24 protein-coding genes, 5 tRNA genes and 3 rRNA genes are annotated in these 26,877 nt (G+C 58.5%); 12 read left to right on the top strand and 20 right to left on the bottom strand.

Features of this window, described 5'->3' with window-relative positions; genetic code table 11:
• Positions 1-870 precede the first annotated feature (870 nt).
• A complete protein-coding gene (mqo, locus tag WDB86_RS17515) occupies positions 871-2,451 on the top strand; it encodes a malate dehydrogenase (quinone) (RefSeq protein ID WP_330629374.1) in 1,581 nt (526 codons plus the stop codon).
• 336 nt (positions 2,452-2,787) lie between these two features.
• Positions 2,788-2,863 (top strand) — tRNA-Val (locus tag WDB86_RS17510).
• A 976-nt stretch (positions 2,864-3,839) separates the two neighbouring features.
• On the opposite strand, the gene WDB86_RS17505 is transcribed toward WDB86_RS17510, so the two are convergent.
• Positions 3,840-4,301 (bottom strand): hypothetical protein, encoded by a 462-nt coding sequence (locus WDB86_RS17505; protein WP_341486143.1) that lies wholly within the window; start codon positions 4,299-4,301, stop codon positions 3,840-3,842.
• A 339-nt stretch (positions 4,302-4,640) separates the two neighbouring features.
• Between WDB86_RS17505 and WDB86_RS17500 the strand changes: the two genes are divergently transcribed.
• Positions 4,641-4,730 (top strand) — tRNA-Ser (locus tag WDB86_RS17500).
• A gap of 1 nt (position 4,731) precedes the next feature.
• Here the strand turns inward: WDB86_RS17500 and WDB86_RS17495 are convergent.
• Both WDB86_RS17495 and WDB86_RS17490 read right to left on the bottom strand, forming a co-directional pair.
• Positions 4,732-4,875: a hypothetical protein gene (locus WDB86_RS17495; protein WP_406737108.1), complete on the bottom strand. Its 144-nt coding sequence runs from the start codon at positions 4,873-4,875 to the stop codon at positions 4,732-4,734.
• Positions 4,876-5,012: 137 nt separating this feature from the next.
• On the bottom strand, positions 5,013-5,450 hold the full coding sequence (locus tag WDB86_RS17490; RefSeq protein WP_341486142.1) for a hypothetical protein: 438 nt from the start codon (positions 5,448-5,450) through the stop codon (positions 5,013-5,015).
• Positions 5,451-5,637: 187 nt separating this feature from the next.
• Between WDB86_RS17490 and WDB86_RS17485 the strand changes: the two genes are divergently transcribed.
• A complete protein-coding gene (locus WDB86_RS17485) occupies positions 5,638-5,811 on the top strand; it encodes a hypothetical protein (protein WP_341486141.1) in 174 nt (57 codons plus the stop codon).
• A 15-nt stretch (positions 5,812-5,826) separates the two neighbouring features.
• A complete protein-coding gene (locus WDB86_RS17480; protein ID WP_341486140.1) occupies positions 5,827-6,069 on the top strand; it encodes a hypothetical protein in 243 nt (80 codons plus the stop codon).
• 189 nt (positions 6,070-6,258) lie between these two features.
• Here the strand turns inward: WDB86_RS17480 and WDB86_RS17475 are convergent.
• The 6 genes from WDB86_RS17475 to WDB86_RS17450 form a co-directional block, all read right to left on the bottom strand.
• Positions 6,259-6,335, bottom strand: a tRNA-Met gene (locus WDB86_RS17475).
• A gap of 60 nt (positions 6,336-6,395) precedes the next feature.
• Positions 6,396-6,510, bottom strand: a 5S ribosomal RNA gene (gene rrf, locus WDB86_RS17470).
• A gap of 77 nt (positions 6,511-6,587) precedes the next feature.
• Positions 6,588-9,418, bottom strand: a 23S ribosomal RNA gene (locus WDB86_RS17465).
• A 286-nt stretch (positions 9,419-9,704) separates the two neighbouring features.
• Positions 9,705-9,780: transfer RNA gene (locus WDB86_RS17460), tRNA-Ala, on the bottom strand.
• A gap of 15 nt (positions 9,781-9,795) precedes the next feature.
• A tRNA-Ile gene (locus tag WDB86_RS17455) sits at positions 9,796-9,872 on the bottom strand.
• A 144-nt stretch (positions 9,873-10,016) separates the two neighbouring features.
• Positions 10,017-11,484: ribosomal RNA gene (locus WDB86_RS17450) — 16S ribosomal RNA — on the bottom strand.
• The 16S, 23S and 5S rRNA genes sit together here with 3 tRNA genes alongside, the layout of an rRNA operon.
• A 108-nt stretch (positions 11,485-11,592) precedes the next feature.
• On the opposite strand from WDB86_RS17450, the gene WDB86_RS17445 reads away from it, so the two are divergent.
• Positions 11,593-11,958 (top strand): hypothetical protein, encoded by a 366-nt coding sequence (locus tag WDB86_RS17445; protein ID WP_341485891.1) that lies wholly within the window; start codon positions 11,593-11,595, stop codon positions 11,956-11,958.
• A gap of 203 nt (positions 11,959-12,161) precedes the next feature.
• Here WDB86_RS17445 and pcaF read toward each other — a convergent pair whose 3' ends face one another.
• Genes pcaF through WDB86_RS17430 form a run of 3 tightly spaced genes read right to left on the bottom strand, consistent with a single transcriptional unit; the run spans position 12,162 to position 14,757 of the window.
• Positions 12,162-13,361, bottom strand: coding sequence for a 3-oxoadipyl-CoA thiolase (pcaF, locus tag WDB86_RS17440; protein ID WP_341486139.1), 1,200 nt, complete (start codon positions 13,359-13,361; stop codon positions 12,162-12,164).
• The gene (locus WDB86_RS17435) at positions 13,361-14,038 is read right to left on the bottom strand and encodes a 3-oxoacid CoA-transferase subunit B (RefSeq protein WP_330629387.1); all 678 of its coding nucleotides are present in this window, start codon (positions 14,036-14,038) and stop codon (positions 13,361-13,363) included. The genes pcaF and WDB86_RS17435 overlap by 1 nt, the downstream gene beginning before the upstream one ends.
• Positions 14,038-14,757: a 3-oxoacid CoA-transferase subunit A gene (locus WDB86_RS17430; protein ID WP_330629388.1), complete on the bottom strand. Its 720-nt coding sequence runs from the start codon at positions 14,755-14,757 to the stop codon at positions 14,038-14,040. The genes WDB86_RS17435 and WDB86_RS17430 overlap by 1 nt, the downstream gene beginning before the upstream one ends.
• A gap of 105 nt (positions 14,758-14,862) precedes the next feature.
• On the opposite strand from WDB86_RS17430, the gene WDB86_RS17425 reads away from it, so the two are divergent.
• The 3 genes from WDB86_RS17425 (at position 14,863) to WDB86_RS17415 (ending at position 16,961) form a co-directional block, all read left to right on the top strand.
• Positions 14,863-15,621 carry an IclR family transcriptional regulator C-terminal domain-containing protein gene (locus WDB86_RS17425; protein ID WP_330629389.1) on the top strand — a complete coding sequence of 253 codons (759 nt, stop codon included), beginning with the start codon at positions 14,863-14,865 and terminating at the stop codon, positions 15,619-15,621.
• An 81-nt stretch (positions 15,622-15,702) separates the two neighbouring features.
• A complete protein-coding gene (locus WDB86_RS17420; protein ID WP_341486138.1) occupies positions 15,703-16,422 on the top strand; it encodes a hypothetical protein in 720 nt (239 codons plus the stop codon).
• Between the two features lie 38 nt (positions 16,423-16,460).
• A complete protein-coding gene (locus WDB86_RS17415) occupies positions 16,461-16,961 on the top strand; it encodes a YdcF family protein (RefSeq protein WP_341486137.1) in 501 nt (166 codons plus the stop codon).
• Here the strand turns inward: WDB86_RS17415 and parA are convergent.
• From parA to WDB86_RS17390, 5 genes are all read right to left on the bottom strand, one after another.
• Positions 16,945-17,568, bottom strand: coding sequence for a ParA family partition ATPase (gene parA / locus WDB86_RS17410; protein WP_330629392.1), 624 nt, complete (start codon positions 17,566-17,568; stop codon positions 16,945-16,947). The two genes, WDB86_RS17415 and parA, sit on opposite strands and share 17 nt — an antisense overlap.
• A gap of 191 nt (positions 17,569-17,759) precedes the next feature.
• Positions 17,760-17,945, bottom strand: coding sequence for a hypothetical protein (locus WDB86_RS17405; protein WP_330629393.1), 186 nt, complete (start codon positions 17,943-17,945; stop codon positions 17,760-17,762).
• A 369-nt stretch (positions 17,946-18,314) separates the two neighbouring features.
• The gene (locus tag WDB86_RS17400; protein WP_330629394.1) at positions 18,315-19,109 is read right to left on the bottom strand and encodes a metal ABC transporter permease; all 795 of its coding nucleotides are present in this window, start codon (positions 19,107-19,109) and stop codon (positions 18,315-18,317) included.
• Entirely contained in the window at positions 19,106-19,888 is a 783-nt protein-coding gene (locus tag WDB86_RS17395; protein WP_341486136.1) for a metal ABC transporter ATP-binding protein, read from the bottom strand. The genes WDB86_RS17400 and WDB86_RS17395 overlap by 4 nt, the downstream gene beginning before the upstream one ends.
• A complete protein-coding gene (locus tag WDB86_RS17390) occupies positions 19,881-20,399 on the bottom strand; it encodes a Fur family transcriptional regulator (RefSeq protein WP_330629398.1) in 519 nt (172 codons plus the stop codon). The genes WDB86_RS17395 and WDB86_RS17390 overlap by 8 nt, the downstream gene beginning before the upstream one ends.
• 89 nt (positions 20,400-20,488) lie before the next feature.
• On the opposite strand from WDB86_RS17390, the gene WDB86_RS17385 reads away from it, so the two are divergent.
• Genes WDB86_RS17385 through WDB86_RS17375 form a run of 3 tightly spaced genes read left to right on the top strand, consistent with a single transcriptional unit; the run spans position 20,489 to position 22,792 of the window.
• The gene (locus WDB86_RS17385) at positions 20,489-21,493 is read left to right on the top strand and encodes a metal ABC transporter solute-binding protein, Zn/Mn family (protein WP_339109924.1); all 1,005 of its coding nucleotides are present in this window, start codon (positions 20,489-20,491) and stop codon (positions 21,491-21,493) included.
• Between the two features lie 55 nt (positions 21,494-21,548).
• The gene (locus tag WDB86_RS17380) at positions 21,549-22,304 is read left to right on the top strand and encodes a 2-dehydro-3-deoxygalactonokinase (protein ID WP_406737107.1); all 756 of its coding nucleotides are present in this window, start codon (positions 21,549-21,551) and stop codon (positions 22,302-22,304) included.
• Positions 22,301-22,792, top strand: a complete 492-nt coding sequence (locus WDB86_RS17375; protein WP_341486134.1) for a MarR family transcriptional regulator — start codon at positions 22,301-22,303, stop codon at positions 22,790-22,792. Before WDB86_RS17380 ends, WDB86_RS17375 begins: the two co-directional genes overlap by 4 nt.
• Before the next feature lie 116 nt (positions 22,793-22,908).
• Here WDB86_RS17375 and trpB read toward each other — a convergent pair whose 3' ends face one another.
• The 3 genes from trpB to eat form a co-directional block, all read right to left on the bottom strand.
• Positions 22,909-24,147 carry a tryptophan synthase subunit beta gene (gene trpB / locus WDB86_RS17370; RefSeq protein WP_330629403.1) on the bottom strand — a complete coding sequence of 413 codons (1,239 nt, stop codon included), beginning with the start codon at positions 24,145-24,147 and terminating at the stop codon, positions 22,909-22,911.
• A gap of 148 nt (positions 24,148-24,295) precedes the next feature.
• On the bottom strand, positions 24,296-25,318 hold the full coding sequence (locus WDB86_RS17365; protein WP_341486133.1) for an AraC family transcriptional regulator: 1,023 nt from the start codon (positions 25,316-25,318) through the stop codon (positions 24,296-24,298).
• Between the two features lie 175 nt (positions 25,319-25,493).
• Positions 25,494-26,858: an ethanolamine permease gene (gene eat, locus WDB86_RS17360; RefSeq protein WP_341486132.1), complete on the bottom strand. Its 1,365-nt coding sequence runs from the start codon at positions 26,856-26,858 to the stop codon at positions 25,494-25,496.
• Positions 26,859-26,877: the final 19 nt, after the last annotated feature.

Below are 26,877 nucleotides of genomic sequence, written 5' to 3'. Positions count from 1 at the left end.
CTGCAAGCATCGTGTAAAACGCCTGCGTCGCGCCCAGCCCCTTCACGAAATCCGTTATCTTCCATGCATCCTCTTGCGTGTATCGAATGCACCGGAAGATGCGCGGAAATGGCGCGCGGGCAATGTGGTGTAAGCGCCGCGCGCCATTCTCATATTTAACTGATTTTATGACATTTTTGAGAAAATTGACTTTCCCTTAGCAGGAGAACGCCTTCGACCACTCGGCCACGTCTCCGTTGACCTGTATAGCCGAGCTGCCTGTTGCATACCGTGGCATGACGGCGCTTGGCGGGGCCTCGTCTTTTACGTCAAGGTCACATTGTCTGCCATATCGCGTCACGCGGTTCGACGAAGCGCGGCGTGACCGAGGGCTTGCTCGGCTGAAGGCGACGGTTCTACACAAAATGGCACGTCATCCATTGTGCTCTCCGTTTCGGTATGCAATTGCATGCGACAATCTGTGGCATTGAAAGGTGGAACAGCGACTTCCATCTTTGCGGCCCTAAATGATTCGTTTGTGACCCTGGCTCGGTGGTTAGTTTTTATGACCAGATGAAACGAGTCCGGTCAGTTAGCGATAGCATCACGGGCTGCGACAAGCTGACGCAGACCCCATAACGGGCAAGAGCTGCCCGCCTGATGCATAGCGGATTTGCAGATAAGGCGTGAAACGCATATCTCAGATCCAACTTGCGATGCTGCTTTTGCAAAGTAAAATGCTTCCCAAACATAGCTTTAGCCGTAAGACTTTGCGTTTCCTCACAATTTTGTTCAGGAATTCTCGGGCCGCTTATGCTGCAACGCGGCGGTTGCATCCTTTCGCCAAATTCATAGTTTCGCCCCATCGGATCCGCGAAGGGGGCGGTTATCATGGATTTCAAAAACAAAACCGCAGACCGTTCGGTCGACGTACTCCTTGTTGGTGGCGGCATCATGAGCGCAACTTTGGGTGTGCTATTGCATGAGCTGGAACCGGAATGGACAATCGAGCTGACCGAACGGCTGGATGAGGTCGCGTCGGAAAGCTCGAACGGCTGGAACAATGCCGGCACGGGCCACTCGGCGCTGTGCGAGCTCAACTATACGCCTGAAGCCGAAGACGGCACGATCAATATCGAGAAGGCGCTGTCGATTAACGAGCAGTTCCAGATTTCGCGCCAGTTCTGGGCCCATCAGGTGCGGCAGGGCGTGTTGACCAATCCGCGCTCCTTCATCAACCGCACCCCCCATATGAGCTTTGTCTGGGGCGAGAAAAACGTGAATTTCCTACGCAAGCGTTATGAGGCGCTGGTGCGGAGCCCGCTTTTTGCCGGCATGAAATTCTCGACCGATCATGCGGAAATTTCCAAATGGGCACCGCTCATGGGCGAGGGGTTGAACCCCGACGAAAAAGTGGCGGCCACGTGGGCCCCGCAAGGGACCGATGTCGATTATGGTGAAATTACCCGCCAATATATCCGCTTCCTTGAAAGCAGTCCGCGCTTCCAACTGAATACGGGCCGCACCGTGACCGGCATCCGCCGTCGCAAAGAGGGGGGCTGGCGCGTTGTGTGCACCAATTCGCATGGGGGCGACAAGCAGATCGTCGATGCGAAGTTCGTCTTCCTCGGGGCTGGGGGCGGTGCGCTGCCGCTGTTGCAGATGTCCGGCATTCCCGAGGCCCGCGAATACGCAGGGTTCCCCGTTGGCGGGTCCTTCCTCGTGTGCGAAAACCCCGACGTGGTGAACAAGCATAACGTCAAGGTCTATGGCAAAGCCTCGACCGGCGCCCCGCCGATGTCGGTGCCCCATCTCGACCGTCGGGTGATTGATGGCAAGGACATGCTGTTGTTCGGTCCGTTTGCGACCTTCTCGACCAAGTTCCTGAAGGAGGGGTCGCTGTGGGATCTGCCGTCCTCGATTACGCGGCGCAACCTTGTGCCGATGATGCAGGTGGGTGTGCATAACTTCAATCTGGTCGAATATCTGGCCGGTCAGCTGATGCTGTCGGAGAAAGACCGGATGAAAGCCCTGCGTGCTTATTTCCCGCAAGCCCGTGATGAGGACTGGCGCCTGTGGCAGGCGGGTCAGCGTGTGCAGATCATCAAGAAAGACCCGAAAAACGGTGGTCAGCTGAAACTCGGCACAGAGATCGTAGCCTGTGAGGACCGCTCGATTGCGGCGCTTCTTGGCGCATCTCCGGGCGCGTCCACGGCCGCTCCGATCATGCTCAAGCTGCTGGATCAGGTCTTCCCCGAGCGTGTCTCCAGCGCCGCATGGCAGGCCAAGCTGCGTGATATCGTGCCGAGCTACGGGCAATCTTTGCAAGACAGCCCCGATCTGATCGCCAGCGAATGGTCGGAGACCGGCAAGGTGCTTGAACTGCTGGATGCTCCTGTCGAGGACATCCGTAACTTCATCGATCAGTTCCTGATTTCTTCGGAAGCCGAGCTGAAAACGCAGGCGGCCTGACCCCCTGCCAGCGCGGCATAGCGTACCGGAAACCCCCGCCCTCCCTCCGGAAGGCGGGGGTTTCCCTATGCAAGGGGGCGCGTGATGTCCCGCCCACCTGCCAGATCAGATACGCGCCCCGCGCCATCCGGTCTTTTGTGCCAGGGAGGGCGGTTGATCCGCTGGCCTGCCTGCCGAAGAGTCCCTTTAAAATATGGGGTTGGGTCGGTTTGTCTGCGGGGCTGCGACTGACGTTCTATCGGGCATGCCCCCTGAAACCTATTCCGGAAATTCAGATATTTTACGACATAATGCTCTTGCGGTGCAAAGAAACTGTCGGTAGAAGCAGCTTCAGGCGGGCGGTTAGCTCAGTTGGTAGAGCGCTTCGTTTACACCGAAGATGTCGGGGGTTCGAGTCCCTCACCGCCCACCATGTAAAACAATCACTTACATGATTATATGACGCATTCAACGAAGCTTTCCAAAGTTCCGTGAACCCAAAATCGTCGGATCCGTCAAAAATCAGAGGACTATCCGCGCCGAATGTTCATGAAATCTAGCGCCGCAACGGCATCTTGCATCTGGTTCGGCAGGAAGCACCCATAGACCCGATACGTTGCCGACACGTTCGAGCGGCCGAGCACCTGTGCGACCTTCTCGATCGGGATTCCCGCGCCGAGCATATCCTAAGCCCTGCGGTGTCACAAAGCTGCGGGCAATCCAAGACAAGTCTTAGTTCAGGATTCGCAAGGATCGTGACGCCGGACGTCCATCCACTCAGATGGTCAAAGAGAGCCTTCCAATCGGCTGACAAACTTGGGGTAAGGGTATTGAGCGTGCGCCGCTTCTCTTCAACGCACAGCACGGAAATGTACTCTTTGAGCCACTTCTGAGCATGCTTGAGAGATTTCAGCTTGCACCGTGCTGGTAGCGGTTCTGTCGTACAGTGTTGATCGGCAAAATATCGAAGCTCATCAATTGTAGCAGGAGAGCACGCATCATCAGTTATATTTCCGGCCCAACGAAAAACTGCCGCGGCCTTGCGCAATGCAGCAACTTTACGTGGCTGGACTGAGCTTACCCAACACGCGCTGTAAAGACCCGCATTCCAATTTGCGAGTAAGATTTGCGGCGTTGGCGGCGTATTACACGACTGATGGGTTTCAAGCATAGGGACTTCCTTTCTTTTAACGAAAGCAGGTAATGAAGGAGGGGCCGACCCGCAGGGCAAGATATGCAGCGAATGCAGTCAAATCGGCGATTGTTGCGCATTTTGACTCAGCCGGGGTGCCGGACCTTTAAACCATGACCGGCATCCACAAGTGTCATTTTTTTGATTTAAAAATATGATTTTTATGCATTTTCTTGAGTGGGTCAGGCGCATTGAATGTCGGCATTGTCGCCTCGAGTCATTTTCGATTTTTCCTTTCGTGGACAGCGTGCGCGGGACGAAATCGATAAGATTTGCCTAAGCGAATAGAAGGGTGCTTTCCCGTTTTGAGCGCACGGTGATAATGGGAGGCATCAAGCCTCGTCTCTCGAATGACGGTCTCTCGCCATTCATCCAGCGTCAGAAGGTCAGCGCAGAAAATGGCACGACCAAGATCTGTTGTGTCGATCCATTCCCTGATCGGATCGTTGACGCCTTCGATCGATAGAACCTCAAGGAGATCGAAAGACTTCGGTAGGGTGCTGACGTTTGGGTATGCTGAAGCGAGAATTGCGCGCACGGTGTCAGGGCCAAGCCTCCAACGTTGACGTAACTCCTGTTGTGTGAAGCTTCTAAGCGTGTGACGCGATAAGGCGCGGGCATAGCTGCGTAAAAGCTTCGCATTTTCTATTGCAGCCTCTTTTTTTGTGACGTGCGGCACATTCGCCGCTGCGTGAATCCGAGTGCTTCATAAGACCTCCTTTGCGCTGACAAGGAGGTGGGATCGTTCTGGACGTCTCAGAAATAGAAGCGGCAAATTCTGGCGGAGCTTTTCAAATCCATGAGCAAAGAACCGAGGACCTATTGTGCGGTTGATCACCGTGGGGATAAATTCTGCACAAAATACAACCTTGAGGCGATGGCCAGATCCTGACCAAAAGTACCGTAAATCTGGGTGTTTTTCGGCATTTTCAGAGGCTTGAAGGCGCTTTTGTCTTTTTGTCCAAAATCTAAAATTTGCTCTTGTATATCCGAGAGTTGGTCGGCTATACGGGTCAACGGAGACGTGGCCGAGTGGTCGAAGGCGCTCCCCTGCTAAGGGAGTATACCGGGAACGGTATCGAGGGTTCGAATCCCTTCGTCTCCGCCATTTAACTCAATAAAATAAATGACATAACCCCTACGGGGGCCATTTGTGCCACAAAATGTGCCACTTTTTGTGCCACATTTTTTCTGTGGATAATTTTATCGGCCCAGAAGATCGGCTTTGATATCCCGCCTGCAATGGTGATCATGATGTCCGCCGACAGCTACAGCAAAGAGGTGGAATGCCGCCGCGCCAGGCGCCGGATGATCCTACAGTCCCGCGAGGAAAGTCGCGTAATGCTTGTGATCGTCAAGAGGGCGCCCTTGATGAGGGCGCCGACGTTTTTCAGTTGGTCAGAAGCTCCTTGGTGACGTTGATTGCCGTCGAGAGATCCAGCGCTTGGATAACGGCACGCTGCATTTCCAATAGCATTGCACGATCTTTGCGCAGCGCCTCCGCGGCGGTGTCGTATTGCTTGACGAGGTAAGGTGCTTCGCGTCCTACAATCAGCCTGTCGTTTGTCTCCAACGGGACCATGGAGGTGCCCTCAGCGATGCGTCCTTCTACGGCTGCAAGCAACGCGTCGAGTTCTAAAACCACGGAAGGCCCGCAGCATGTCTCGGGCCTCAGGCTTCGCGCAAAACGTAGCGCTTCCGAGCGTGCTTGGCTGGCCAGATGCGGTGCGATCCGGTTCCGGATTTGGTGCGGAAGCATCTGCGCGAAGGTCACAGCGCTTGTGACACTATCGGCAAGGCGTTTTTCGAGAATTGTGACAGTACTCACAGTGTTCTTCCTTTTCGATGTAGGTGTTTAAAATCGCGCACTCGACCGGCCAGCGTTTTATTTTACAAGGGATGCGACGCTACGACAGGGAGAGGCACTCGCACAGCGAATAGCTGCGTCAACAGCTGACGTTTCGCGTCTTTTTCGCTTCTCCCCTCTTTTCAACACCCAAAGGGACAGCATCTTTATGCGCGACACCCAGTCTGCGCATGAAGATGCAGAGCCCGCCTCTTTTCTCTTTGATGCGCGTGGTACTATTGGTTCCCGCAAGAATATTTTTAATCATGTTTTATGGGCAAACTACGGATTCCAGCCGATCGGCGCACACTTTGGGAACTTTAGTCACCTGTTCTATCGTTGAAGTCAGCGAAGATATATGCCGCTGACAACGAACGAAGGAGCGGTGGCGACCCTTCGCGACATCATCGCGCCATTTGTAGACGAGGGATTTAGAAACCCGGCATTCCTCTCGCACTTCCTCGACGCTAAGTTGACCCGCCTCGATTTTCTCGCGTATAAATCTTTTGAAGCTCGGCGGCCAGACGCGACGGCCTCCTGGATGCAACTCGATCGCAAAGCCATAGTGGTTCCGAATCTTTGGAAAGTCATTCATGCATGATACCTCGTGTTTCGAGGATTCTAGCAGAGTGACGAGGGGAGAGATCTGCCCCTCAGAAGGGTTCAAATGCAACGCTTACAGAACAGCAGCATCATGAGCTGGATGTATCGGGCAAGCTGTTGGAGATGCTTATAAAAGCAAAGCCCGCCGGAGAGGCGGGCTATGTGTCGAACTCTCGTTCGCTAAATTTGGTTGCGGGAGTAGGATTTGAACCTACGACCTTCAGGTTATGAGCCTGACGAGCTACCGGGCTGCTCCATCCCGCGTTATTTGTGTCTGATTTGGGGGGTGTTATCGTTATAGAGATGAATGACGCTCTTTATTAGGTTTGGCGGTGACCTACTCTCCCACGTCTTGAGACGCAGTACCATTGGCGTGTTGGCCCTTAACGGCCGGGTTCGGAATGGGACCGGGTGTATAGCCAGCGCTATGACCACCAAACCGAATAAAGAGCGTCCAAGTCAAGTTGTGTTGTATGCATGATTTTGATCTGCAGGAGTGTCTGTCTACTACTGGATCAAATCAAGCCAATCGGGCAATTAGTACTGGTCAACTGAATGCATTGCTGCACTTACATCTCCAGCCTATCGACGTGGTGGTCTTCCACGGCCCTCAAGGGATACCTAGTTTTGAAGGGGGCTTCCCGCTTAGATGCTTTCAGCGGTTATCCTGTCCGGACATAGCTACCCAGCACTACCGTTGGCACGATAACTGGTCCACCAGTGGTCCGTTCACCCCGGTCCTCTCGTACTAGGGGCAACTCTTCTCAAGTATCCTACACCCACGGCAGATAGGGACCGAACTGTCTCACGACGTTCTAAACCCAGCTCACGTACCTCTTTAAACGGCGAACAGCCGTACCCTTGGGACCTGCTCCAGCCCCAGGATGAGATGAGCCGACATCGAGGTGCCAAACGGTGCCGTCGATATGGACTCTTGGGCACCATCAGCCTGTTATCCCCAGAGTACCTTTTATCCGTTGAGCGATGGCCCTCCCACTTGGGACCACCGGATCACTATGGCCGACTTTCGTCTCTGCTCGACTTGTCAGTCTCGCAGTCAGGCAGGCTTTTGCCATTGCACTCAACGACCGATTTCCGACCGGTCTGAGCCCACCTTCGCGCGCCTCCGTTACTCTTTGGGAGGCGACCGCCCCAGTCAAACTACCCGCCACACAGGGTCCCGGATCCGGATAACGGACCGCGGTTAGACATCAAGAGTGCGAAGGGTGGTATCTCAAGGATGCCTCCACCGGAACTGGCGTTCTGGTTTCAAAGGCTACCACCTATCCTGCACATCACAATCCTGATGCCAGTGTGAAGCTGTAGTAAAGGTTCATGGGGTCTTTCCGTCTAACCGCGGGTAGTGTGCATCTTGACACACAGTTCAATTTCGCTGAGTCCACGTTTGAGACAGCGGGGAGATCGTTACGCCATTCGTGCAGGTCGGAACTTACCCGACAAGGAATTTCGCTACCTTAGGACCGTTATAGTTACGGCCGCCGTTTACCGGGGCTTCAATTCAGAGCTTGCACCCCTCCTTTTAACCTTCCGGCACCGGGCAGGCGTCAGACTGTATACGTCGCCTTACGGCTTCGCACAGCCCTGTGTTTTAAGTAAACAGTCGCCACCCCCTAGTTTGTGCCCCCCACCACTAGTTGCCTAGCGATGGGGCCTCCTTCTCGCGAACTTACGGAGGCATTTTGCCGAGTTCCTTAAACGTGGTTCTCTCAAGCGCCTTGGTATTCTCTACCAGTCCACCTGTGTCGGTTTCGGGTACGGTCTTATAGAGAGGCTATTTCCAGGGACCTGTAGGCTGCCCACACAATCCGATAAGTGTGAACAACGGTTCAGATCCGTCACCATCTCACGGCCCAGGAATATTAACCTGGTTCCCATCGACTACGCCTTTCGGCCTCGCCTTAGGGGCCGGCTTACCCTGCTCAGATTAGCTTTAAGCAGGAACCCTTGGACTTTCGGCGACAGGGTCTCTCACCCTGTTTGTCGCTACTCATGTCAACATTCTCACTTCTGATCACTCCACCGGATGCCTTACAGCCCGGCTTCACAGTCAGAACATTGCCTCCAATCTTCCCTAAGGAAGTAAGGAGGCAGCGTTCTATATCACAGAACGCTCCGCTACCACGCACTTCACAGTGCATCCAAAGCTTCGGCTCGTGGCTTGAGCCCCGTTACATCTTCGCCGCAGGACCTCTTGACTAGACCAGTGAGCTGTTACGCTATCTTTAAAGGATGGCTGCTTCTAAGCCAACCTCCTGGTTGTTTTGGAAGTCCCACATGCTTTCCCACTTAGCCACGAATTGGGGGCCTTAGCTGTTGGTCAGGGTTGTTTCCCTCTCCACGACGGACGTTAGCACCCGCCGTGTGTCTGCCGATCAGTTCTTCCCGGTATTCGGAGTTTGCTTAGACTCAGTAAGGCTGTGGGCCCCCATCATCCATGCAGTGCTCTACCCCCGGGAGAATACAATCGACGCGCTACCTAAATAGCTTTCGCGGAGAACCAGCTATCTCCGAGTTTGATTGGCCTTTCACCCCTAGCCACACGTCATCCGGACCCTTTTCAACGGGTGTCGGTTCGGACCTCCAGTTGGTGTTACCCAACCTTCATCCTGCACATGGCTAGATCACTCGGTTTCGGGTCTGATCCCACGAACTCGTCGCCCTTTTAAGACTCGCTTTCGCTGCGCCTACACCTATCGGCTTAAGCTTGCTCGTAAGACCAAGTCGTTGACCCATTATACAAAAGGTACGCCGTCAGAGCTCGAGGCTCCTCCGACTGCTTGTAGGCGTCCGGTTTCAGAAACTGTTTCACTCCCCTCGTCGGGGTGCTTTTCACCTTTCCCTCACGGTACTGGTTCGCTATCGGTCAGTAAGGAGTACTTAGCCTTCGAAGGTGGTCCTCCGATCTTCAGACAGGATTTCACGTGTCCCGCCCTACTTAATACGTCCCGTTGAGCTTCGTATACGGGGCTATCACCCATATTGCTGGACATTCCAGACCATTCTACTCACTCTCAAGGCTCGGCTGGTCCGCGTTCGCTCGCCACTACTAGCGGAGTATCATATTGATTTCCTTTCCTCCGGGTACTTAGATGTTTCAGTTCCCCGGGTTCGCTCTTAAAACCCTATGTATTCAGGTAATAAGTCCCTGGTTATGTCGGTTGTAAATTACCAAGGTAATTACAACAAACATTCAGGTGGGTTTCCCCATTCGGAGATCCATGGATCAAAGCTTATTCTCAGCTCCCCATAGCTTATCGCAGAGTATCACGTCCTTCATCGCCTCTTACTGCCAAGGCATCCACCAAACGCCCTTCTCGCGCTTGATTTGATCCAGAAGAAGATAGACTTCTTCCTGTATCAAAAGCATGCATACTATTCCCGCTGATGATCTATGATCATCAACATTGGTTAGTGTACTTGACTTGAACAACATCGCTGCTTGCAGATCGAACTGCTGTCACCCGTACTTGGGCAACCCGCGATGCTGATGTTTAATTTCATCTCTATATACGATATCAAACCGTCCAATCGGACGAGCAAACCGTTCATCACTTGAACGCCTTGCTGATCTGATTGGATCAATTTCATCTTTGGTTTTGTCATCGGAAGTTATGGTGGAGCCTAGGAGGATCGAACTCCTGACCTCCTGAATGCAAATCAGGCGCTCTCCCAGCTGAGCTAAGGCCCCATAAACTGTGGAAAGTGGTGGGTCGAGGAGGACTTGAACCTCCGACCTCACGCTTATCAGGCGTGCGCTCTAACCACCTGAGCTACCGACCCATTCCTGGACCGAAGCCCTTGGCATTTTTCCGATTACTGAAGAGATATGAGGACGGCCTGGCCGTATATGTTTGAGGCTCTGACTGAGCCTCATGCTAAGTGTTTCACGAGCAAGGCAAGCCAAGCTACTAGAAACATCCTTAGAAAGGAGGTGATCCAGCCGCAGGTTCCCCTACGGCTACCTTGTTACGACTTCACCCCAGTCGCTGAGCCTACCGTGGTCCGCTGCCTCCATTGCTGGTTGGCGCACGGCCGTCGGGTAGACCCAACTCCCATGGTGTGACGGGCGGTGTGTACAAGGCCCGGGAACGTATTCACCGCGTCATGCTGTTACGCGATTACTAGCGATTCCGACTTCATGGGGTCGAGTTGCAGACCCCAATCCGAACTGAGACGACTTTTTGGGATTAGCCCATTGTCATCGCCATTGTAGCACGTGTGTAGCCCAACCCGTAAGGGCCATGAGGACTTGACGTCATCCACACCTTCCTCCGACTTATCATCGGCAGTTTCCCTAGAGTGCCCAGCCGAACTGCTGGCAACTAAGGACGTGGGTTGCGCTCGTTGCCGGACTTAACCGAACATCTCACGACACGAGCTGACGACAGCCATGCAGCACCTGTCACTGATCCAGCCGAACTGAAGGAAAGTGTCTCCACTAACCGCGATCAGGATGTCAAGGGTTGGTAAGGTTCTGCGCGTTGCTTCGAATTAAACCACATGCTCCACCGCTTGTGCGGGCCCCCGTCAATTCCTTTGAGTTTTAATCTTGCGACCGTACTCCCCAGGCGGAATGCTTAATCCGTTAGGTGTGTCACCGACAAGCATGCTTGCCGACGACTGGCATTCATCGTTTACAGTGTGGACTACCAGGGTATCTAATCCTGTTTGCTCCCCACACTTTCGCACCTCAGCGTCAGTATCGAGCCAGTGAGCCGCCTTCGCCACTGGTGTTCCTCCGAATATCTACGAATTTCACCTCTACACTCGGAATTCCACTCACCTCTCTCGAACTCAAGACTAGCAGTATTAAAGGCAGTTCCAAGGTTGAGCCCTGGGATTTCACCTCTAACTTACTAATCCGCCTACGTGCGCTTTACGCCCAGTAATTCCGAACAACGCTAGCCCCCTCCGTATTACCGCGGCTGCTGGCACGGAGTTAGCCGGGGCTTCTTCTGCTGGTACCGTCATTATCTTCCCAGCTGAAAGAGCTTTACAACCCTAAGGCCTTCATCGCTCACGCGGCATGGCTAGATCAGGCTTGCGCCCATTGTCTAAGATTCCCCACTGCTGCCTCCCGTAGGAGTCTGGGCCGTGTCTCAGTCCCAGTGTTGCTGATCATCCTCTCAAACCAGCTATGGATCGTAGGCTTGGTAGGCCATTACCCCACCAACTACCTAATCCAACGCGGGCCGATCCTTTGCCGATAAATCTTTCCCCCGAAGGGCACATACGGTATTAAACCCAGTTTCCCGGGACTATTCCGTAGCAAAGGGTACGTTCCCACGCGTTACTAACCCGTCCGCCGCTAGATCCGAAGATCTCGCTCGACTTGCATGTGTTAGGCCTGCCGCCAGCGTTCGTTCTGAGCCAGGATCAAACTCTCAAGTTGAAAGCGATTTACATCGCTAACCTTGACGCATGAACCTTCGCACATCGTCTATCCAATTGGATAAACGCTTTCTGCTTACCGTTCTCACTTGCGTGAAACCGACAAACAGTGAAGCTGACACTCACATCATCGAGCCGAAACCCTAGTGAGCCGATATGCAAACGATCATTTAGTCGATCATCGACCAAACCGCCCGCATATCTCTTCAGTAAAACCATCAATGTCAAAGAGCCGAAGACAAAAATTACCAGCAGCACCCAATCCTCAGGTGCTAACCGCCAACCTAATCTTCCGAATTTCTATCGCTTCAACCGCTTCAAACCGTCTCTTTCGATCCCGTCTGCCGCGGCTTCCGCGCCCCGCTGCGTCGTCTGCCGCTGCGGTGAAGCGGTATTTACGGAGAACACCCACAACCCGCAACCCCTTTTTTCACAAAAACATGCCAAAAACCAAAAAAATCAACTAACCAACTGAAATTAAAGTATATATTTCGAACAGTTTTATGACACCAATCCCCAACACACCCAAAATCACAGGAATCACCCGCCCCAAAACCACCCCCCACACCCCCTGCCCCAGCCGAACCCTCCCCGACGCGAAAACAAACCCACCTCAAATAGCGTCGTAACCAGTCAAAACAGAAACGGGCGGCCTCATCGCCGCCCGTCCTCACAAGATCAAACCCGCTCAAGAGCGATGGCAATGCCCTGCCCGACGCCGATGCACATACATGACAGCGACTTCTCGCCCGGCTTCAGGTCCAGCATCGCGGTGCCGGTGATCCTTGCGCCCGACATGCCCAGCGGATGCCCCAGAGCAATCGCGCCGCCATTACGGTTTACACGGGCATCATCATCGGCGATGCCAAGGTCGCGCAGCGTCGCAAGCCCCTGACTTGCGAAGGCCTCGTTCAACTCGATCACAGCGAAGTCGTCCTGGGCCAGCCCCAGACGGTCCATCAGCTTCTTCGAGGCCGGTGCCGGACCGAAGCCCATGATGCGCGGGGCAACCCCTGCCGTGCCCCCCCCCAGCACGCGGGCGATGGGGGTCAGGCCATTGGCCTCGGCTGCCTCTTTCGTCGCCAGAATCAAGGCCGCCGCCCCGTCATTGACGCCGGACGCATTGCCTGCGGTGATCGAGCCGCCCTCTTTCACGAACGCCTTAAGTTTTTGCAGCGCCTCGAGGGTGGTCTGCGGACGCGGATGTTCATCGGTATCGACAACCACCGGCTCGCCCTTGCGCTGCGGAATGGTGACCGGCACGATCTCCTGCGCAAGCCGCCCGTTTTCCATCGCGCGCCCCGCCGCCTGTTGCGAGCGCAGGGCAAAGGCGTCCTGATCCTCGCGCGAGACGTTGAAGTCTTCGGCGACATTCTCGGCCGTTTCGGGCATCGAATCCACGCCATACATCTTTTTCATCAGCTTGTTGACGAAGCGCCAGCCGATTGTGGTGTCCTCGACCGAATTGGCCCGCGAGAAGGCCGAGGTGGCTTTGGGCATCACGAAGGGCGCGCGCGACATGGATTCCACGCCCCCTGCCACAATCAGGCTGGCCTCCCCCGCCTTGATCGCGCGGGCGGCGGTGATGATCGCATCCATGCCCGACCCGCACAGGCGGTTCATCGTGGTGCCCGGCACCGTTTCGGGATAGCCCGCCAGCAGAAGCGACATACGCGCGACATTGCGGTTATCCTCGCCCGCCTGATTGGCGCAGCCAAAGATCACCTCGTCGATCTGCGCGAGATCAAGCGACGGGTTGCGCTCCGCCAACGCCTTCAGCGGGATCGCCCCCAGATCATCGGCACGGACGCTCGACAAGGCACCACCAAAACGGCCAATCGGCGTGCGGATATAGTCGCAGATATAGACTTCGGTCATCACAGGCCCTCCGGCACGGTCATCTCGCCTACCGAGCCGTCGACATGCAGCGTCGCCCCCGTATAGGATTGCAGCTCTTCCATCGACATGGCGGCCAGTTTCTCGCGCAGCACGAAACGGCCACCCTCGATATCGACCACGCAAAGCGAGGTATAGACGCGGGTCACACAGCCCAGACCCGTCAGCGGGAAGGTGCAGGCCTCAACGAGCTTCGGCTTACCATCCTTGGTGACGTGATCGGTCACCACCGCCACACGTTTGGCGCCATGCACCAGATCCATCGCGCCGCCTACCGCAGGCACGCCCTTGGACCCCACCCGCCAATTCGCCAGATCGCCGTTTTGGGCGACCTGATAAGCGCCCAGCACCGCCAGATCCAGATGGCCGCCACGGACCATCGAGAAGCTGTCCGCATGGTGGAAAAACGCGGCACCGGGGTTCAGGGTGATCGCCTTCTTGCCCGCGTTGATCAGATCCCAGTCCTCCTCACCGGCGGGCGGGGCCTCGCCAAAGCCCAGAACGCCGTTCTCGGTGTGATAGATCACATCGCGGCCTTCGGGTTGGAACTTGGCGATCATCTCGGGGAAGCCGATGCCGAGGTTCACATAAGAGCCGTCCTCGATGTCCTGCGCCGCGCGCCATGCGATTTGCGCGTTGGAAAGTTTCATATCAAGCATCAGTAGACCACTCCCGTCCGGACAAGGACTTCTTCCTGTTGCGGGTCTTTCACCTCGACCAAGGCATCGACGAAAATGCCGGGGGTGATGACTTCCTGCGGGTCGATCCCGCCCGGCTCGATCAGGCTCGAGACCTGCGCGATGGTGCGGTTTGCGGCCATCGCCATCAGCGGGTTGAAGTTCCGCCCTGCCATCCGATAGGTCATATTGCCCATCTTATCGCCGATATGGCCCTTGATCAGCGCGAAATCGGCCTTCAGCCAGCGTTCCTGCACATAGGATTTACCCTCGAATTCCTCGACGGGCTTGCCCTCGGCCAGCTCGGTCCCGAAAGAGGTCGGCGTGTAGAAGGCGGGGATGCCCGCACCTGCGGCACGGATACGCTCGGCCAGCGTGCCCTGCGGAACCAGCTCCAGCGCGATCTCGCCCGCGAGATATTTCTCGTTGAAGGCTTCGGCATTCGACGAGCGCGGGAAAGAGCAGATCATCTTGCCCACCATGCCCGCCTTGATCATCGCCGCGATCCCGATGGACCCGTTACCGGCGTTGTTATTGACCACAGTCAGGTTTTTCGGGCTGCCGGTCGCGCGGAACCGGTCGATCAATGCGTGGATCAGCTCGATCGGTGCGCCCGACCCGCCAAAGCCCCCGATCATCAGCACGCAACCGTCGGGAATATCCGCGACGGCTGCGGCCACAGACGAAACAGTCTTGTCCATGTAAGTCCTCCTAATTGGGGCCGACATTACGCTTGCGGATGTGACCGGAGAAGCCGTATTGTTCGTATATTGATCTTTGTTCATATAGACGAAAAGGGCGTTCGCATGTTGAACAAACCGACCGATCATATCGGGTCTCTGGCCAAGGCGCTGAAGGTGATGGAGTGCTTTGGTGCCGAGACGCCGCGCCTTGCCATCACCGATGTGGCCGCCCGCACAGGGTTTGACCGCGCCACCGCGCGGCGCTGCCTTCTGACGCTGTATCACGAGGGCTATGCCGAATATGATGGCAAGTTCTTCAGCCTGACGCCCCGCGTTTTACGGCTGGGGATGGGGGCGCTGGCCTCGATGCCGCTGGCGCAGGTGGTGCAGCCCTGGCTCGACCAGCTGTCAGAGCAGATCGGGCAATCCTGTTCGGTGGCGATCCTTGACGAGACCGAAATCGTCTATCTGGCGCGAGCGGCGCAGCGGCGGGTGATGTCCATCGGACTGATGCCCGGATCGCGGCTGCCGGCGCATTGCACCTCGATGGGGCGGGTGCTGCTGGCGGCGCTGCCCGAGCCCGATGCCCGCGCACGGATTGAGGCCTCCGATCTCAGCCCGCGCAGCCCGCAAAGCCTGACCGATCCCGACGAGATCATGGGCGTGATCGCGCAGGTCCGCGCGCAGGGCTATGCCACCATCGATCAGGAGGTCGAGCCTGGCTTGCGCTCTTTGGCCGTGCCGATCCTTGATGCGCGCGGCAGAACCGTTGCCGCGCTGAACACCGGCTTTGCCGCCCTGCACCACGATATCGACGAGGCGCGCGCCGAATATCTGCCTGCCCTGTTGAAGGTGCAGGCAGGGCTGCGCCGGATGATCTGACCGGGCCACAACCCTAAGAAGAAATTCCTTGGTCGGCAGGAGGGGCTGTGAGACACTGGGCCTCCGCTCAAGGAGGCCGCGATGCGCCCTTTCGCTCTGGTCATGCTCTGCCTGTGTCTGGCCACCCCTGTCGGGGCCGGACCGTGGATGCGTGAGAAAGGCACCGCTTTCCTGTCTTTCGGTCAGGAGACCGGACAGGAGACCGAGACATGGACCAGCCTCTATGCCGAATACGGGCTTTCGGCACGGAGCACCCTGATTGTCGATCTCGGGCGGGGCGACCGGTCCGAAGACTACTGGATCGGCTGGCAGACGCCGGTTTTTCCCGACACATGGTCGCAGAAGCTGACCATGACCGGCTGGGTCGGAACCCGCAAACTGGATGGAGAGAGTGTCTCCATGTACGGGCTGGGCGCGAATTGGGGCATGTCCGTGCAAGACCCGCTCTGGCACAGGCCGGGCTGGCTGAGCGCCGAACTGCGCCACCTGCAGGCACCGCAAAGCGTGCGCTATGATCCGGCGGCAGAGGGCATCGACCCGATGACCCTGCCGGACCCGAGCCACCTGCCCAGCAAAAGCTTCACCAAACTGGACCTGACGGCGGGCCTGCATCTGCGCGAGGACCTGATGGTCTTTACCCAGTTACAGCTTTACAAACCCGATAATGACGGCCTGTCCCGCAGCCTCACCGCCTCTGTCGTCAAGGAGTTCGCGTGGGCGCAGTTGCAACTGGGCGTCTCCGCCCCGCTAGAAGCGGAACGGCAGCCGCGCGTGAAACTGGGACTATGGTTCGAATTCTAGGACTGGATTTCAACCGGCCCGCCCCCTAGATGCGCCTTATGAGCCCGATAACGATCCTGATTCTCGGCGCTGCCGTCTGGCCCGACGGGCAAGCCTCTCCCGCCCTGCACCGGCGGGTCATGCAGGCGCTGACGCTTTGGCAGGCGGGGCAGGCCCAGCGGATCATCTGCTGTGGCGGGCTTGGCCGCCACGCCCCGAGCGAGGCCGAAGTCATGGCACGGATCCTGATCCGGCACGGCGTTGCGCCAGACCGTCTGGTGCTGGAGGACCGCTCGACCGATACGATCCAGAATATCACCAATGCCAAAGCCCTCTGCCCCGATCTGGCACAGGGGGGCGTGATCCTTGTCACCGACCGCTATCACGGCTTTCGCGCCAGACTGATTGCACGGGCCTTGGGGCTGGAGGCCAGCATCAGCAGCCCCGACCACCGCACAATGCGCCGGCATCGCTATGCCCGCGCCTGGATGCGCGACCGTCTGGCGCTTCTGAAAACCGGGCTCTGGATCATGCGCCACAAGATCAGGACGCTATATTGAGCTCTTCCAGCAGGGCGGCAATCTCATCCCATGCGGGACTGCGCTTGGCTTCCACGACAGACAGCCCCTGCCCGAGTGTTTCGGCATAGACCACGCGATTGGCCAGCGTGGAGGTCATCAGTTGCGCCTCGAGCTCTGCCGCAGCCTGCGCCACTTCCTGCCCTAGACGCGTGTTGCTTTTGACGCGATTGAGAAGGATGCGCGGGCTTTTGTTACAGCGCCGCGCCAGATCAAGGACCCCTTCGGTGGCCCAGAGATCGACATGGCTGCCTGCCACCGGAACGATGATCTCGTCGGCTTCACGCAGGGCCGGACGCAGATCGCTATCCACTTTGGGCGGCGTATCGACGATCACCACATCGAAATCGCGTTTCAGCTTTTCACATTCATAGCTGACGCCCCAGGACGACGAGGTGCCAAATCCGACCCCCGGATCGTCCAGCGCGTCGCGCCGCGTCATGAACCAGCGGCCTAAAGACCCCTGCGGATCGGTGTCGAGAAGCGCGACACTATAGCCTGCCCGCACCAAGCCTATGGCCAGATTGACCGCGACGGTGGTCTTACCCGCACCACCTTTTTGTTGAGCAACCGTAATGACTTTTCCCAAAACAATCCTCCCCCTGGCTCTCGACGGGGATCGACCCGCAACGAGATGTGCCTTGCAATTCTAGGTTATGTCCGGGCGGATAACAGTTGCAATCGGGAAAGGCACAGAATGCGGACACAACGGTCTTAGGCGCATGAAAAAAGCCGGAAAGCATCGCTTTCCGGCTTTTCCCATGAAATCAGTCAGACTGATTAGTCAGCCGCAGCAACTGCGATACCGACCAGCAGCAGAACCGGGATCAGGATCGCTGCGTTCGAGGACGAGCCTTGCTCGACGACGACCGGCTCCGGCTCAACGACCGGTGCGGTGTAACCGCCTGCGAAAGCGGACGAAGCCGAGAGACCGGCGACGAGTGCGAGGGTAGCGAGTTTTTTCATAGTAATCTCCGTCATTACCGTAGAGTGCCGCCAAACATGCAGCATCGAACGCGACGATTACACAGGCTCACGAAATTGCAAAGGGGGAATCTCAAGCTTTGCGCGCGTGACTGTGATATGTGTTGCACTTTGGCACGGTTTTTTAAGCTTTATGGCAACAGCGCCCTTTATACATGGGGGCAAACAGCTTCAGTAAATTGCATAGGTCCATGAAAATCAGAATTTTTCCGCGAATCACGGAACCTTATGCCCGAGGTCTGCGTAATCAGATTTGCCCTGCGCCCGGCGCCTGTCTTACGGGCCGGAAGCCAGTGCGGGAGCGAGAGCGGGAGCGGGCCCCGATCCGGCATGGCATGCCTGCAAAACGACTCAGTGACGCCTGCGGAAAAGCAGGAGCATCACGAAAATAAGAGCACTTCCCACCACGATCGACGGCCCCGCAGGCGTGTCCCAGCGTAGCGAGCCGAAAATACCCGCCGCCACCGAAGCCATTCCGATCAGCGTGGCACTAACCGCCATCGCCTCGGGACTGCGCGCCACCTGACGCGCCGCCGCCGCAGGGACGATCAACAGCGCCGCAATCAGCAAGGCTCCGACGATCTTGATTGCCACGGCCACCGTCAGCGCCAGCGCCACCGTCAGCACAAGCTGTTCGCGCCGCCCGTCGATTCCGGCAGATTTCGCCAGCGCCTCGCTGACGGTCGCGGTCAGCAGATTCTGCCAGCGCCAGACCAGAAGCGCCAGCACAACCAGCCCACCAAGCCAGATGATCGCAAGATCCATGCGCGACACGGCCAGAATATCCCCGAAAAGCCATGCGGAAAGATCCACCCGCAGCCCGCCGATAAACGAAGCCGCCACCAGACCGATGGCCAGCGCCGCATGGGCCAGCACGCCCAGCACGGTATCCGCCGCATATCCGCGACCGGACAGATGCGCCACGGTCAGCGCCATCAGCAGCGCCACCCCCAACGTTCCGGCATAGACCGAAACCCCGAAGCCCAGACTGATTGCAACGCCCAGAATGGCCGCATGCGAGGTCGCATCCCCGAAATAGGCCATACGCCGCCAGACCACGAAGGCCCCCAAAGGACCGGTGGCCAGACACAGCCCCACCCCCGCCAGCAGCGAGCGCAGAAGGAAATCATCGAAAAGCGCCATCATAACGGTGCAGTATCCTTGGTTGAGCTTGCGCCGTGATCATGGGCAAGGCAGGCTCCGCTTTGCGGATCGTGGCTATGGTCGTGATGGTGCTGGTAAAGCGCAAAGGCACCGCCCGTCCCGATACCGAACAACGCCCGGTATTCCGGTGCCTCGGACACAATCGCGGGGGTGCCCTCGCAGCAGATATGACCGTTCAGGCAGATCACCCGATCCGACGAGGACATCACCACATGCAGATCGTGGCTGACCATCAGAACCGCACAGCCGGTTTCGGCACGCACCTCCTCGATCAGCAGATAGAAGGCCGCCGTACCCGGCTGGTCCAACCCCTGTGTCGGCTCGTCCAGAATCAGCACATCCGGCTTGGCCAGAAGCGCGCGCGCCAGAAGCACGCGCTGCAACTGCCCGCCGGATAGCCCCGACAGCGGGCGGGACTCGATTCCCTCAACCCCGACACGCGCCAAAACGGCCCGCGCCGCCGCATCGCTGACCCGCTTGGGCAGGGACAGGAAGCGCCGCACACTCAGCGGTAGCGTCGCATCGATATGCAGCTTTTGCGGCACGTAGCCGATCACCAGACCGGCCGCTTTCTGAACGCGCCCCGTCGCCAATGTTTCCAGCCCGATCAGGGCCTTGATCAGCGTCGACTTCCCCGACCCGTTCGGCCCGACAACCGTCACGATCTCTTTGGGCCGGATGTCGAAATGAACCGAATGCAGAACGAAATCATCGCCGTGTTTCACACCGAGATTCTGCGCCGAAAGCAGGCTGTCAGACATCTTTCGTGGTCTCTTTCTCGGGCTTTTGCGCACAGCGCGGGCAAAGGCCCACGGCTTCGATGCTGGCGCGATCCACCCTGAAACCCACCCCCAGCGCGGATTTGTCCAGTTCGGCGCGCACTGCGGCTCCGGGCGCTTCGGCCACGGCATCGCACGTCTCGCAGATCAGGAAAACCGGCGCATGGTCCTCGCCCGCATGCAGACAGGCGATAAAGGCGTTCAGCCTGCGGATCCGGTGCACCAGCCCGCAATCGACCAGAAAATCCAGCGCGCGATAGGCCACGGGGGGCTGTTTGCCAAAGCCCTCCTCCGCCAGCCGTTCGAGCACCTCATAGGCCCCCATCGCGCGATGTTCCTCAAGCAGGATCTCCAGCACGCGGCGGCGCACCGGCGTCAGCCGCAGCTTTTGCGCCGCGATCACGCCTTCGGCGCGCGACATCGCATGGCCCGCGCAATGGGTGTGATCATGCGCCTCGAAGGCACTGACGCTCTCTTTTGAAACCTGCGGCATGTTATAGCATCACAATTCTGCTTGACTTGTTATTCTATTACATAAACAAAAGCACATTTGAAAACAAGTTCGTCCCGAAAGGAAACCACATGTCCCGTCTGCCGCTTCGTCTGGCCGCGACCATCGGTGCATTTGCCGCCCTGCCCGCCTTGGCACAAGCCGACATTCCCAGCGTCGTCACCGGCACGCCGGTCGTGCAATCCTTGGTCCAACAGGTGATGGGCAACCTCGGGGATGCGAAGGTGCTTCTGGATAAAGGGGCCGACCCGCATAGCTTCCAGCTGCGCCCCAGTCAGGCCCGCAGCCTGCAAGATGCCGATCTTGTGTTCTGGATCGGACCGGAGCTGACGCCGTGGCTTGATCGCGCGATCGATACGCTCAACAACTCGACCGCGATTTCGCTGCTGCATGCCGACGGCACGATCCGGCAGGATTTCCACACGCCGGAACTGGTGGAGGATGAGGACGGGCATGATCATGACCACGAGGCGCACGCCGATAGCGATCATGATCACGAGGACCATGACGACGGGCATGACCACGAGGATCATGACGAACATCACCACCATGACGGCCTTGATCCGCATGCATGGCTCAATCCGCAAAACGCCGAAATCTGGCTGCAGGTGATTGCCAAGGCACTGGCCGAAAAAGACCCCGAACATGCGGACACCTATGCCGCCAATGCCGATGCCGCGATTGCCAGGATCAAGGATCTTGATGCCGGTCTGGCAAAACAGCTTGCCCCGGCGCAAGGCAAACCCTTCGTCGTCTTCCACGCCGCCTATGGCTATCTGGCCGACCATTACGGACTGGAGATCGCCGGCAGCGTCAGCGCGGGCGATGCCGCAGCGCCCGGTGCGGCACATCTGGAAGACTTGCATCAGGCGCTCGGGGCCGATCACGTCATCTGCGCCTTCCCCGAGGCCCAGCACGACCCCAAACAGATCAAGATCCTGCTGGAGGGCACGGAGGTCAAACTTGGCGGCGCGCTGGACCCGTCGGGGAGCACGCTCGACTACGGTCCCGATCTTTACGCGACGCTGCTGTCGGGGCTGACCAAGACCCTCAGCGACTGTCTGACACAGGACTAATCCCTTGCCCCCGCGTCCGGCACATGATTTCTAGGGCTGGATAATGGAGGACAGGATGACAACATGGCTGGCGGGCGCCGTGGATGGCGCCCGACTTTTTCTCTGGGACGAACAGGCCGATTCCCCGCGTCACATTGCGCTGGAAGGCGCGGATGCGCAGACCCTCATGGCGCGCGAACTTGCCACCACCGGTGCCGAACGGGCTGTGCTGGCGGCAGCAGATGGGCCTGCACGCCACATTCCCTGCAAGGCCACCGCCACCACGGAGGGTCCGGCCCAGCAGATCCGGCTTCTGCCGAAGCTGGTACAAAACCATCCCCCCGTCACCGCCCACCCGCGCGAAGTGGCCCTGATCGCAGGGCTTCTGAAGGCACAGCCGCAATTCGACGGGGTCATCGCCATGACCGGCGAGACCACGTTATGGGCACAGATTTCTGCCGAAGAGGTGGTCTCGGTCACCCGCAGCGCCACGGGGCGGCTGTTTGCGGCATTCGGTGGCGGCGCGCCGCTGCCCCCTGACGCCGAATTCGACGCCGCCCTGTCCGAAACCCGCGCCCGTCCCGAACGGCTGATGCGCGCTCTGGCCACCCCCGCCCTGTCCCGTCAGGCCCTTCTGGGCAGCCTGATCGGGGCCGAGCTTTCGGACACCCGCCCGTGGTGGCTGGGCCAACGCGTATTGACCTTCGGGCCTTTCGCGCAGGCACTCACCCATGCTCTGGCACAACAGGGGGCCGCCGCGACCGAGGGCGCGGCAGACCATGCCCTGCGCGCAGGGCTCCTTTCGGCCTTCACTAACTGGAACCCCGCATGACCTCCCTTCCCCCGCTTTCGCGCATCCTGTCAGACAATGCCGCACAGCTTGGCCTGAGCCGACCTGCCGCGATGTGTCTGGGGGCAATCTGGCGCGCGGCACAGAACCCCTCGGCAGATGATCTGGTCACCCTTCTGGGCATTTCGCGCTCGAATGTCTCGACCGCCCTGAAAGAGCTGCGGGAAATCGGCTTGGTCCAGCAGGCCCGCAGCCCCGGCAGCCGGAAGGATTTCTATGTGGCGGATGCGGATCCCTGGGCCCTGCTGCGCAAGCTGATGATCGAGCGCCAGCGCAAGACGTTCGAACCTCTGGCCGAGGCCTTTGCCGCCCATGCCACCGAAGACCCGCGACTGCCCGCGCTGGCCGAGATCTCGTCGCAACTCAACATCTGGCTGCGGCAACTGACGGCGCTCGACCCTGACAGCCTTGCGAAGGCCACCGCAGCCGATCCGACGAAGCTACTGAAAAAGAAGAAAAAGAAAGACTGACGTGCGGCCATACCGTCGCGCCATGCGCCAAGGCCCCGCCCTGCAGAGGCGCACCATGCCAGCGCAGGAAAAAGCCCGAAGCCGGTCTCATGGCTTCGGGCATGCTCTGTCCGGACTTAGCGTTCGGTCTGGATATCGAACCCCAGATGCTTGGCGACCGCGAAGATATCCTTGTCGCCGCGCCCGCACATATTCATCACGATGATATGGTCTTTGGGCAGGGTCGGCGCGATCTTCATGACATGCGCCAGCGCATGGCTGGGCTCGAGCGCAGGAATGATGCCTTCGGTACGGCAGGAGAACTGGAACGCCTCCAGCGCCTCTTTATCGGTGATCGAGACATAGTTCGCACGGCCCGTATCATGCAACCAGGCATGTTCCGGCCCGATACCGGGATAGTCGAGACCCGCCGAGATCGAATGGCCCTCAAGGATCTGGCCATCGGCATCTTGCAGAAGATAGGTGCGGTTGCCATGCAGCACCCCCGGACGCCCGCCGGTCAGCGAGGCGCAATGCTCCATCTTCTCGTTCACACCGTGCCCGCCCGCCTCGACGCCGATGATATTCACCGATTTGTCGTTCAGGAACGGATAGAACAGCCCCATCGCATTCGACCCGCCGCCAAGGGCCGCCACCAGCGTATCGGGCAGACGGCCCTCGCCTTCCTGCTCGGCCAGTTGCCAGCGCACCTCCTTGCCGATGATCGACTGGAAATCGCGCACGATCATCGGGTAGGGATGCGGGCCAGCCGCCGTGCCGATGCAGTAGAACGTGTCGCGCACATTGGTCACCCAATCGCGCAGCGCTTCGTTCATGGCATCTTTCAGCGTGGCACGACCGGAGGTCGCGGGCACCACTTCGGCCCCCAGAAGACGCATGCGGAAGACGTTGGGTGCCTGACGCTCGACATCGGTCGCGCCCATATAGACCACGCATTTCAGACCGAATTTGGCACAAACCGTGGCCGTTGCCACACCATGCTGCCCCGCGCCGGTTTCCGCGATAATACGGGTCTTGCCCATGCGCTTGGCCAGCAGGATCTGGCCGATCACGTTATTGATCTTATGCGCGCCGGTATGGTTGAGCTCGTCGCGCTTGAGGTAGATCTTGGCACCGCCCAGCTCTTCGGTCATGCGGGGCGCGTAATATAACGGCGAGGGGCGACCGACATAATGCTTCCACAGATCGTCCATCTCGGCCCAGAAGGTCGGGTCGACTTTGGCGCGCTCGTATTCCGCCTCCAGATCGAGGATCAGCGGCATCAGCGTTTCCGAGACGAAACGCCCGCCATAGATCCCGAACCGGCCATTATCGTCCGGCACATTCATGAAGCTGTTGATCAGATCGTCGGCCATGACCTTCTCCCTTATGTTTGCCCCCATGTAACCCTGCTGGGGGCGAAGATAAAGCGGGCGATTGCGCTTTTGCGTGATAACAGACGATCTGCCCCAAAAAACAGCGCGCCGGAAGGGCGATCCGTTCTTGCGCGCGGGGCGCGGAAGATCAGTGGCGCAACGCGTTGAAGGCCTTGCGATAGTGCGACGGCGACGTGTTCTCCCAGCGGCGGAACACACGGACAAAGGCGCTGGGTTCGGAATAGCCCAGCTCTGCCGCGATATGCGAGATCGACAGGCGCGACCCTTCCAGATAGCGGCAGGCCTGTTCGCGGCGGGTCTCTTCGACCAGACGCGCGAAACTGGTGCCACATTCTTGCAGACGGCGCTGCAAGGTCCAGCGCGGCAGGCCCATCCGGTCCGACAGGCGGTCAAGATCCAGTTCCGCATCACGCAGATGCAGGCGGATCACCTCGGCCACCTCCTCGGTCAGGCTGGGGCCATTCTCGCGCAGGCTGAGGGCGCGCAGATTGCACAGCAAAAGCTGCTGCAGGGTGGCATCGGCCCCCGGCATGGCACGCACACCGTCTTCGCTGCGGAAAACCAGCGCATTGGCGGGGCGGCCAAAGCGCACCGGCGCGCCGAATGCAGCCTCTATTTCCTGACGCGAGCCGGTTTCGGGTTGTTCCAGTTCGATCAGTTCGGGCGTCCAGTCCGCCCCCGCCGCATGACGCAGAACGTTAGAGAACATGCCCAGCGTGACCAGCGCATCCTGATCGCGCAGATGCACACGCTCCGGCGCGATGCGATAGCTCATCCATGTCAGCCCGCCCTGCTGGCGACAGCCGGTCACGGTGCCTTGCTGGTGCCACGGGAAATAGGTCGCAAGATTTTGCGCCGCCGTGCCCAGATCCGGCGAATTTATGGCGATATAGCCGATCAGCCCCAGCATTTCCGGCGTGAACGCCTGCCCATAGGCCAGTCCGAAATTCACATCCCCCGACCGTTCGGCCCCCAGTTCCATCATGCGGCAGTAAAGGTCCAGATCCATCCGGCTCATCGGCTGGCTCGCCGTTTCCGGCGCAAAGCCCAATGTGCCGAAAAAACTGTCGGGGCAAAGCTTGTAACGGCGGATAAACCTGTCGATTCCGGTGGCCGCTGCGGCCAAAACCTGAGGTGTCGGAGCCTGCATCTGAATCCCTCCATATCGCGGACGGAATGAACCTTGGCTCAGGCTAGCGCAATCACGGCCATGCGCCCACACCTTATCTACAAGGCCGAAATACGACTAAAGTCCAAAAGTTAAACCGCTCGCCCAAATCTTGGGCAAGCGGCAATCTTTCCGGTCCGGACGTTGCAAGGGCGGCTTATTCGCCCGCCGTAGCCGTGGCCGTTTCCTTGCGGCGCAGCAGGGCGGCGGTGGTCGTGCCGAGGATCATCAGAACCGCGAAGATCACGAAGATCTCGAAGTTATAGATGATCATCGCCAGCATCGCGAGGCAGGCCAGCCCCAGCGCGATGGCCGGCAGGATCGGGAACAGGGGGGCTTTCCACGGGCGGTCCAGATCGGGTTCGGTCTTGCGCAGACGGAACAGCGCGGCCATCGACATGATATACATCACCAGCGCGCCAAAGACGGCCATCGTCACGATGGTGGCGGTCAGCGACATGCCCGCAACCGAGATCAGGCTGTCGGAATAGATCGCGACGATGCCCACGATCCCGCCTGCAATGGTGGCCACATGCGGCGTATGGAAGCGCGGATGGACCTTCGAGAAGACCTCGGGCAGCAGACCGGCGCGCGACAGGGCGAACATCTGGCGGGCATAGCCCATGATGATGCCGTGGAAGGACGCGATCAGACCGAAAAGCCCCAGCCAGACCAGCATATGGGTCCAGCCGCTGCCTTCACCCACCACGCGGATCATCGCCTGCGGCAGCGGGTCGTTGAGGTTGGACAGCTGCGACCAGTCGCCCGAGCCGCCCGCCATGATCATTACGCCGAAGGCAAGGAAGACCAGCGTCAGGATGCCTGCGATATAGGCTTTCGGTACGGTGCGGCGCGGGTCTTTGGCCTCTTCGGCGGCCATAGCGACGCCTTCAATGGCAAGGAAGAACCAGATCGCAAAGGGGATCGCGGCAAAGATCCCACCAATCGCCACGGGCGAGAACGCGCTGGCGCCAGCCCAGCCGTTGGCTGCGAAATTGGTCACCGAGAACGCGGGCGCAACGACCCCCATGAAGACCAGCAGCTCGAACACCGCCAGCAGCGTCACCAGCAACTCGAAAGTCGCGGCGATCTTCACCCCCGCGATATTGAGCGCGATAAAGATGACATAGGCGCAAACGGCGGCCAGTTTCGGGTCCAGCGCCGGAAACTGCACATTGAGATAGGAGCCGATCGCCAGCGCGATAGCGGGCGGGGCAAAGAGAAATTCGATCAGCGTGGCAAAGCCCGCGATGGCCCCGCCCGTGGGACCGAAGGCGCGGTTGGCATAGGCAAACGGCCCGCCTGCGCGCGGGATCGCGGTGGTCAGTTCGGTAAAACTGAAGATGAAGGCGGTATACATGGCCGCTACGATGATCGTGGTGATCAGAAAGCCCAGCGTGCCCGCGCTTTCCCAGCCATAGCTCCAGCCGAAATATTCGCCCGAGATCACGAGGCCGACGGCGAGGCCCCAGAGATGGAAGGCGTTGAGGCTTTTTGACAGCCCTGCTTTGCCAGTTGACATGATGTTTTCCCTGTTTGGT

Source organism: Thioclava sp. GXIMD4215 (assembly GCF_045291555.1).
Taxonomy (GTDB): Bacteria; Pseudomonadota; Alphaproteobacteria; order Rhodobacterales; family Rhodobacteraceae; genus Thioclava; species Thioclava litoralis.
Note: the sequence above shows the minus strand (reverse complement) of the source record. Positions and strands in the feature narration are given on the sequence as shown.

Excerpts from the sequence above, each read along its gene's own strand:
- mqo (WP_330629374.1), top strand. The coding sequence starts at position 871 with ATGGATTTCAAAAACAAAACCGCAGACCGTTCGGTCGACGTACTCCTT.
- WDB86_RS17495 (WP_406737108.1), bottom strand. The coding sequence starts at position 4,875 with ATGATCACCATTGCAGGCGGGATATCAAAGCCGATCTTCTGGGCCGAT.
- WDB86_RS17485 (WP_341486141.1), top strand. The coding sequence starts at position 5,638 with ATGCGCGACACCCAGTCTGCGCATGAAGATGCAGAGCCCGCCTCTTTT.
- WDB86_RS17480 (WP_341486140.1), top strand. The coding sequence starts at position 5,827 with ATGCCGCTGACAACGAACGAAGGAGCGGTGGCGACCCTTCGCGACATC.
- pcaF (WP_341486139.1), bottom strand. The coding sequence starts at position 13,361 with ATGACCGAAGTCTATATCTGCGACTATATCCGCACGCCGATTGGCCGT.
- WDB86_RS17435 (WP_330629387.1), bottom strand. The coding sequence starts at position 14,038 with ATGCTTGATATGAAACTTTCCAACGCGCAAATCGCATGGCGCGCGGCG.
- WDB86_RS17430 (WP_330629388.1), bottom strand. The coding sequence starts at position 14,757 with ATGGACAAGACTGTTTCGTCTGTGGCCGCAGCCGTCGCGGATATTCCC.
- WDB86_RS17425 (WP_330629389.1), top strand. The coding sequence starts at position 14,863 with ATGTTGAACAAACCGACCGATCATATCGGGTCTCTGGCCAAGGCGCTG.
- WDB86_RS17420 (WP_341486138.1), top strand. The coding sequence starts at position 15,703 with ATGCGCCCTTTCGCTCTGGTCATGCTCTGCCTGTGTCTGGCCACCCCT.
- WDB86_RS17415 (WP_341486137.1), top strand. The coding sequence starts at position 16,461 with ATGAGCCCGATAACGATCCTGATTCTCGGCGCTGCCGTCTGGCCCGAC.
- WDB86_RS17405 (WP_330629393.1), bottom strand. The coding sequence starts at position 17,945 with ATGAAAAAACTCGCTACCCTCGCACTCGTCGCCGGTCTCTCGGCTTCG.
- WDB86_RS17400 (WP_330629394.1), bottom strand. The coding sequence starts at position 19,109 with ATGATGGCGCTTTTCGATGATTTCCTTCTGCGCTCGCTGCTGGCGGGG.
- WDB86_RS17395 (WP_341486136.1), bottom strand. The coding sequence starts at position 19,888 with ATGTCTGACAGCCTGCTTTCGGCGCAGAATCTCGGTGTGAAACACGGC.
- WDB86_RS17390 (WP_330629398.1), bottom strand. The coding sequence starts at position 20,399 with ATGCCGCAGGTTTCAAAAGAGAGCGTCAGTGCCTTCGAGGCGCATGAT.
- WDB86_RS17385 (WP_339109924.1), top strand. The coding sequence starts at position 20,489 with ATGTCCCGTCTGCCGCTTCGTCTGGCCGCGACCATCGGTGCATTTGCC.
- WDB86_RS17380 (WP_406737107.1), top strand. The coding sequence starts at position 21,549 with ATGACAACATGGCTGGCGGGCGCCGTGGATGGCGCCCGACTTTTTCTC.
- WDB86_RS17375 (WP_341486134.1), top strand. The coding sequence starts at position 22,301 with ATGACCTCCCTTCCCCCGCTTTCGCGCATCCTGTCAGACAATGCCGCA.
- trpB (WP_330629403.1), bottom strand. The coding sequence starts at position 24,147 with ATGGCCGACGATCTGATCAACAGCTTCATGAATGTGCCGGACGATAAT.
- WDB86_RS17365 (WP_341486133.1), bottom strand. The coding sequence starts at position 25,318 with ATGCAGGCTCCGACACCTCAGGTTTTGGCCGCAGCGGCCACCGGAATC.
- eat (WP_341486132.1), bottom strand. The coding sequence starts at position 26,858 with ATGTCAACTGGCAAAGCAGGGCTGTCAAAAAGCCTCAACGCCTTCCAT.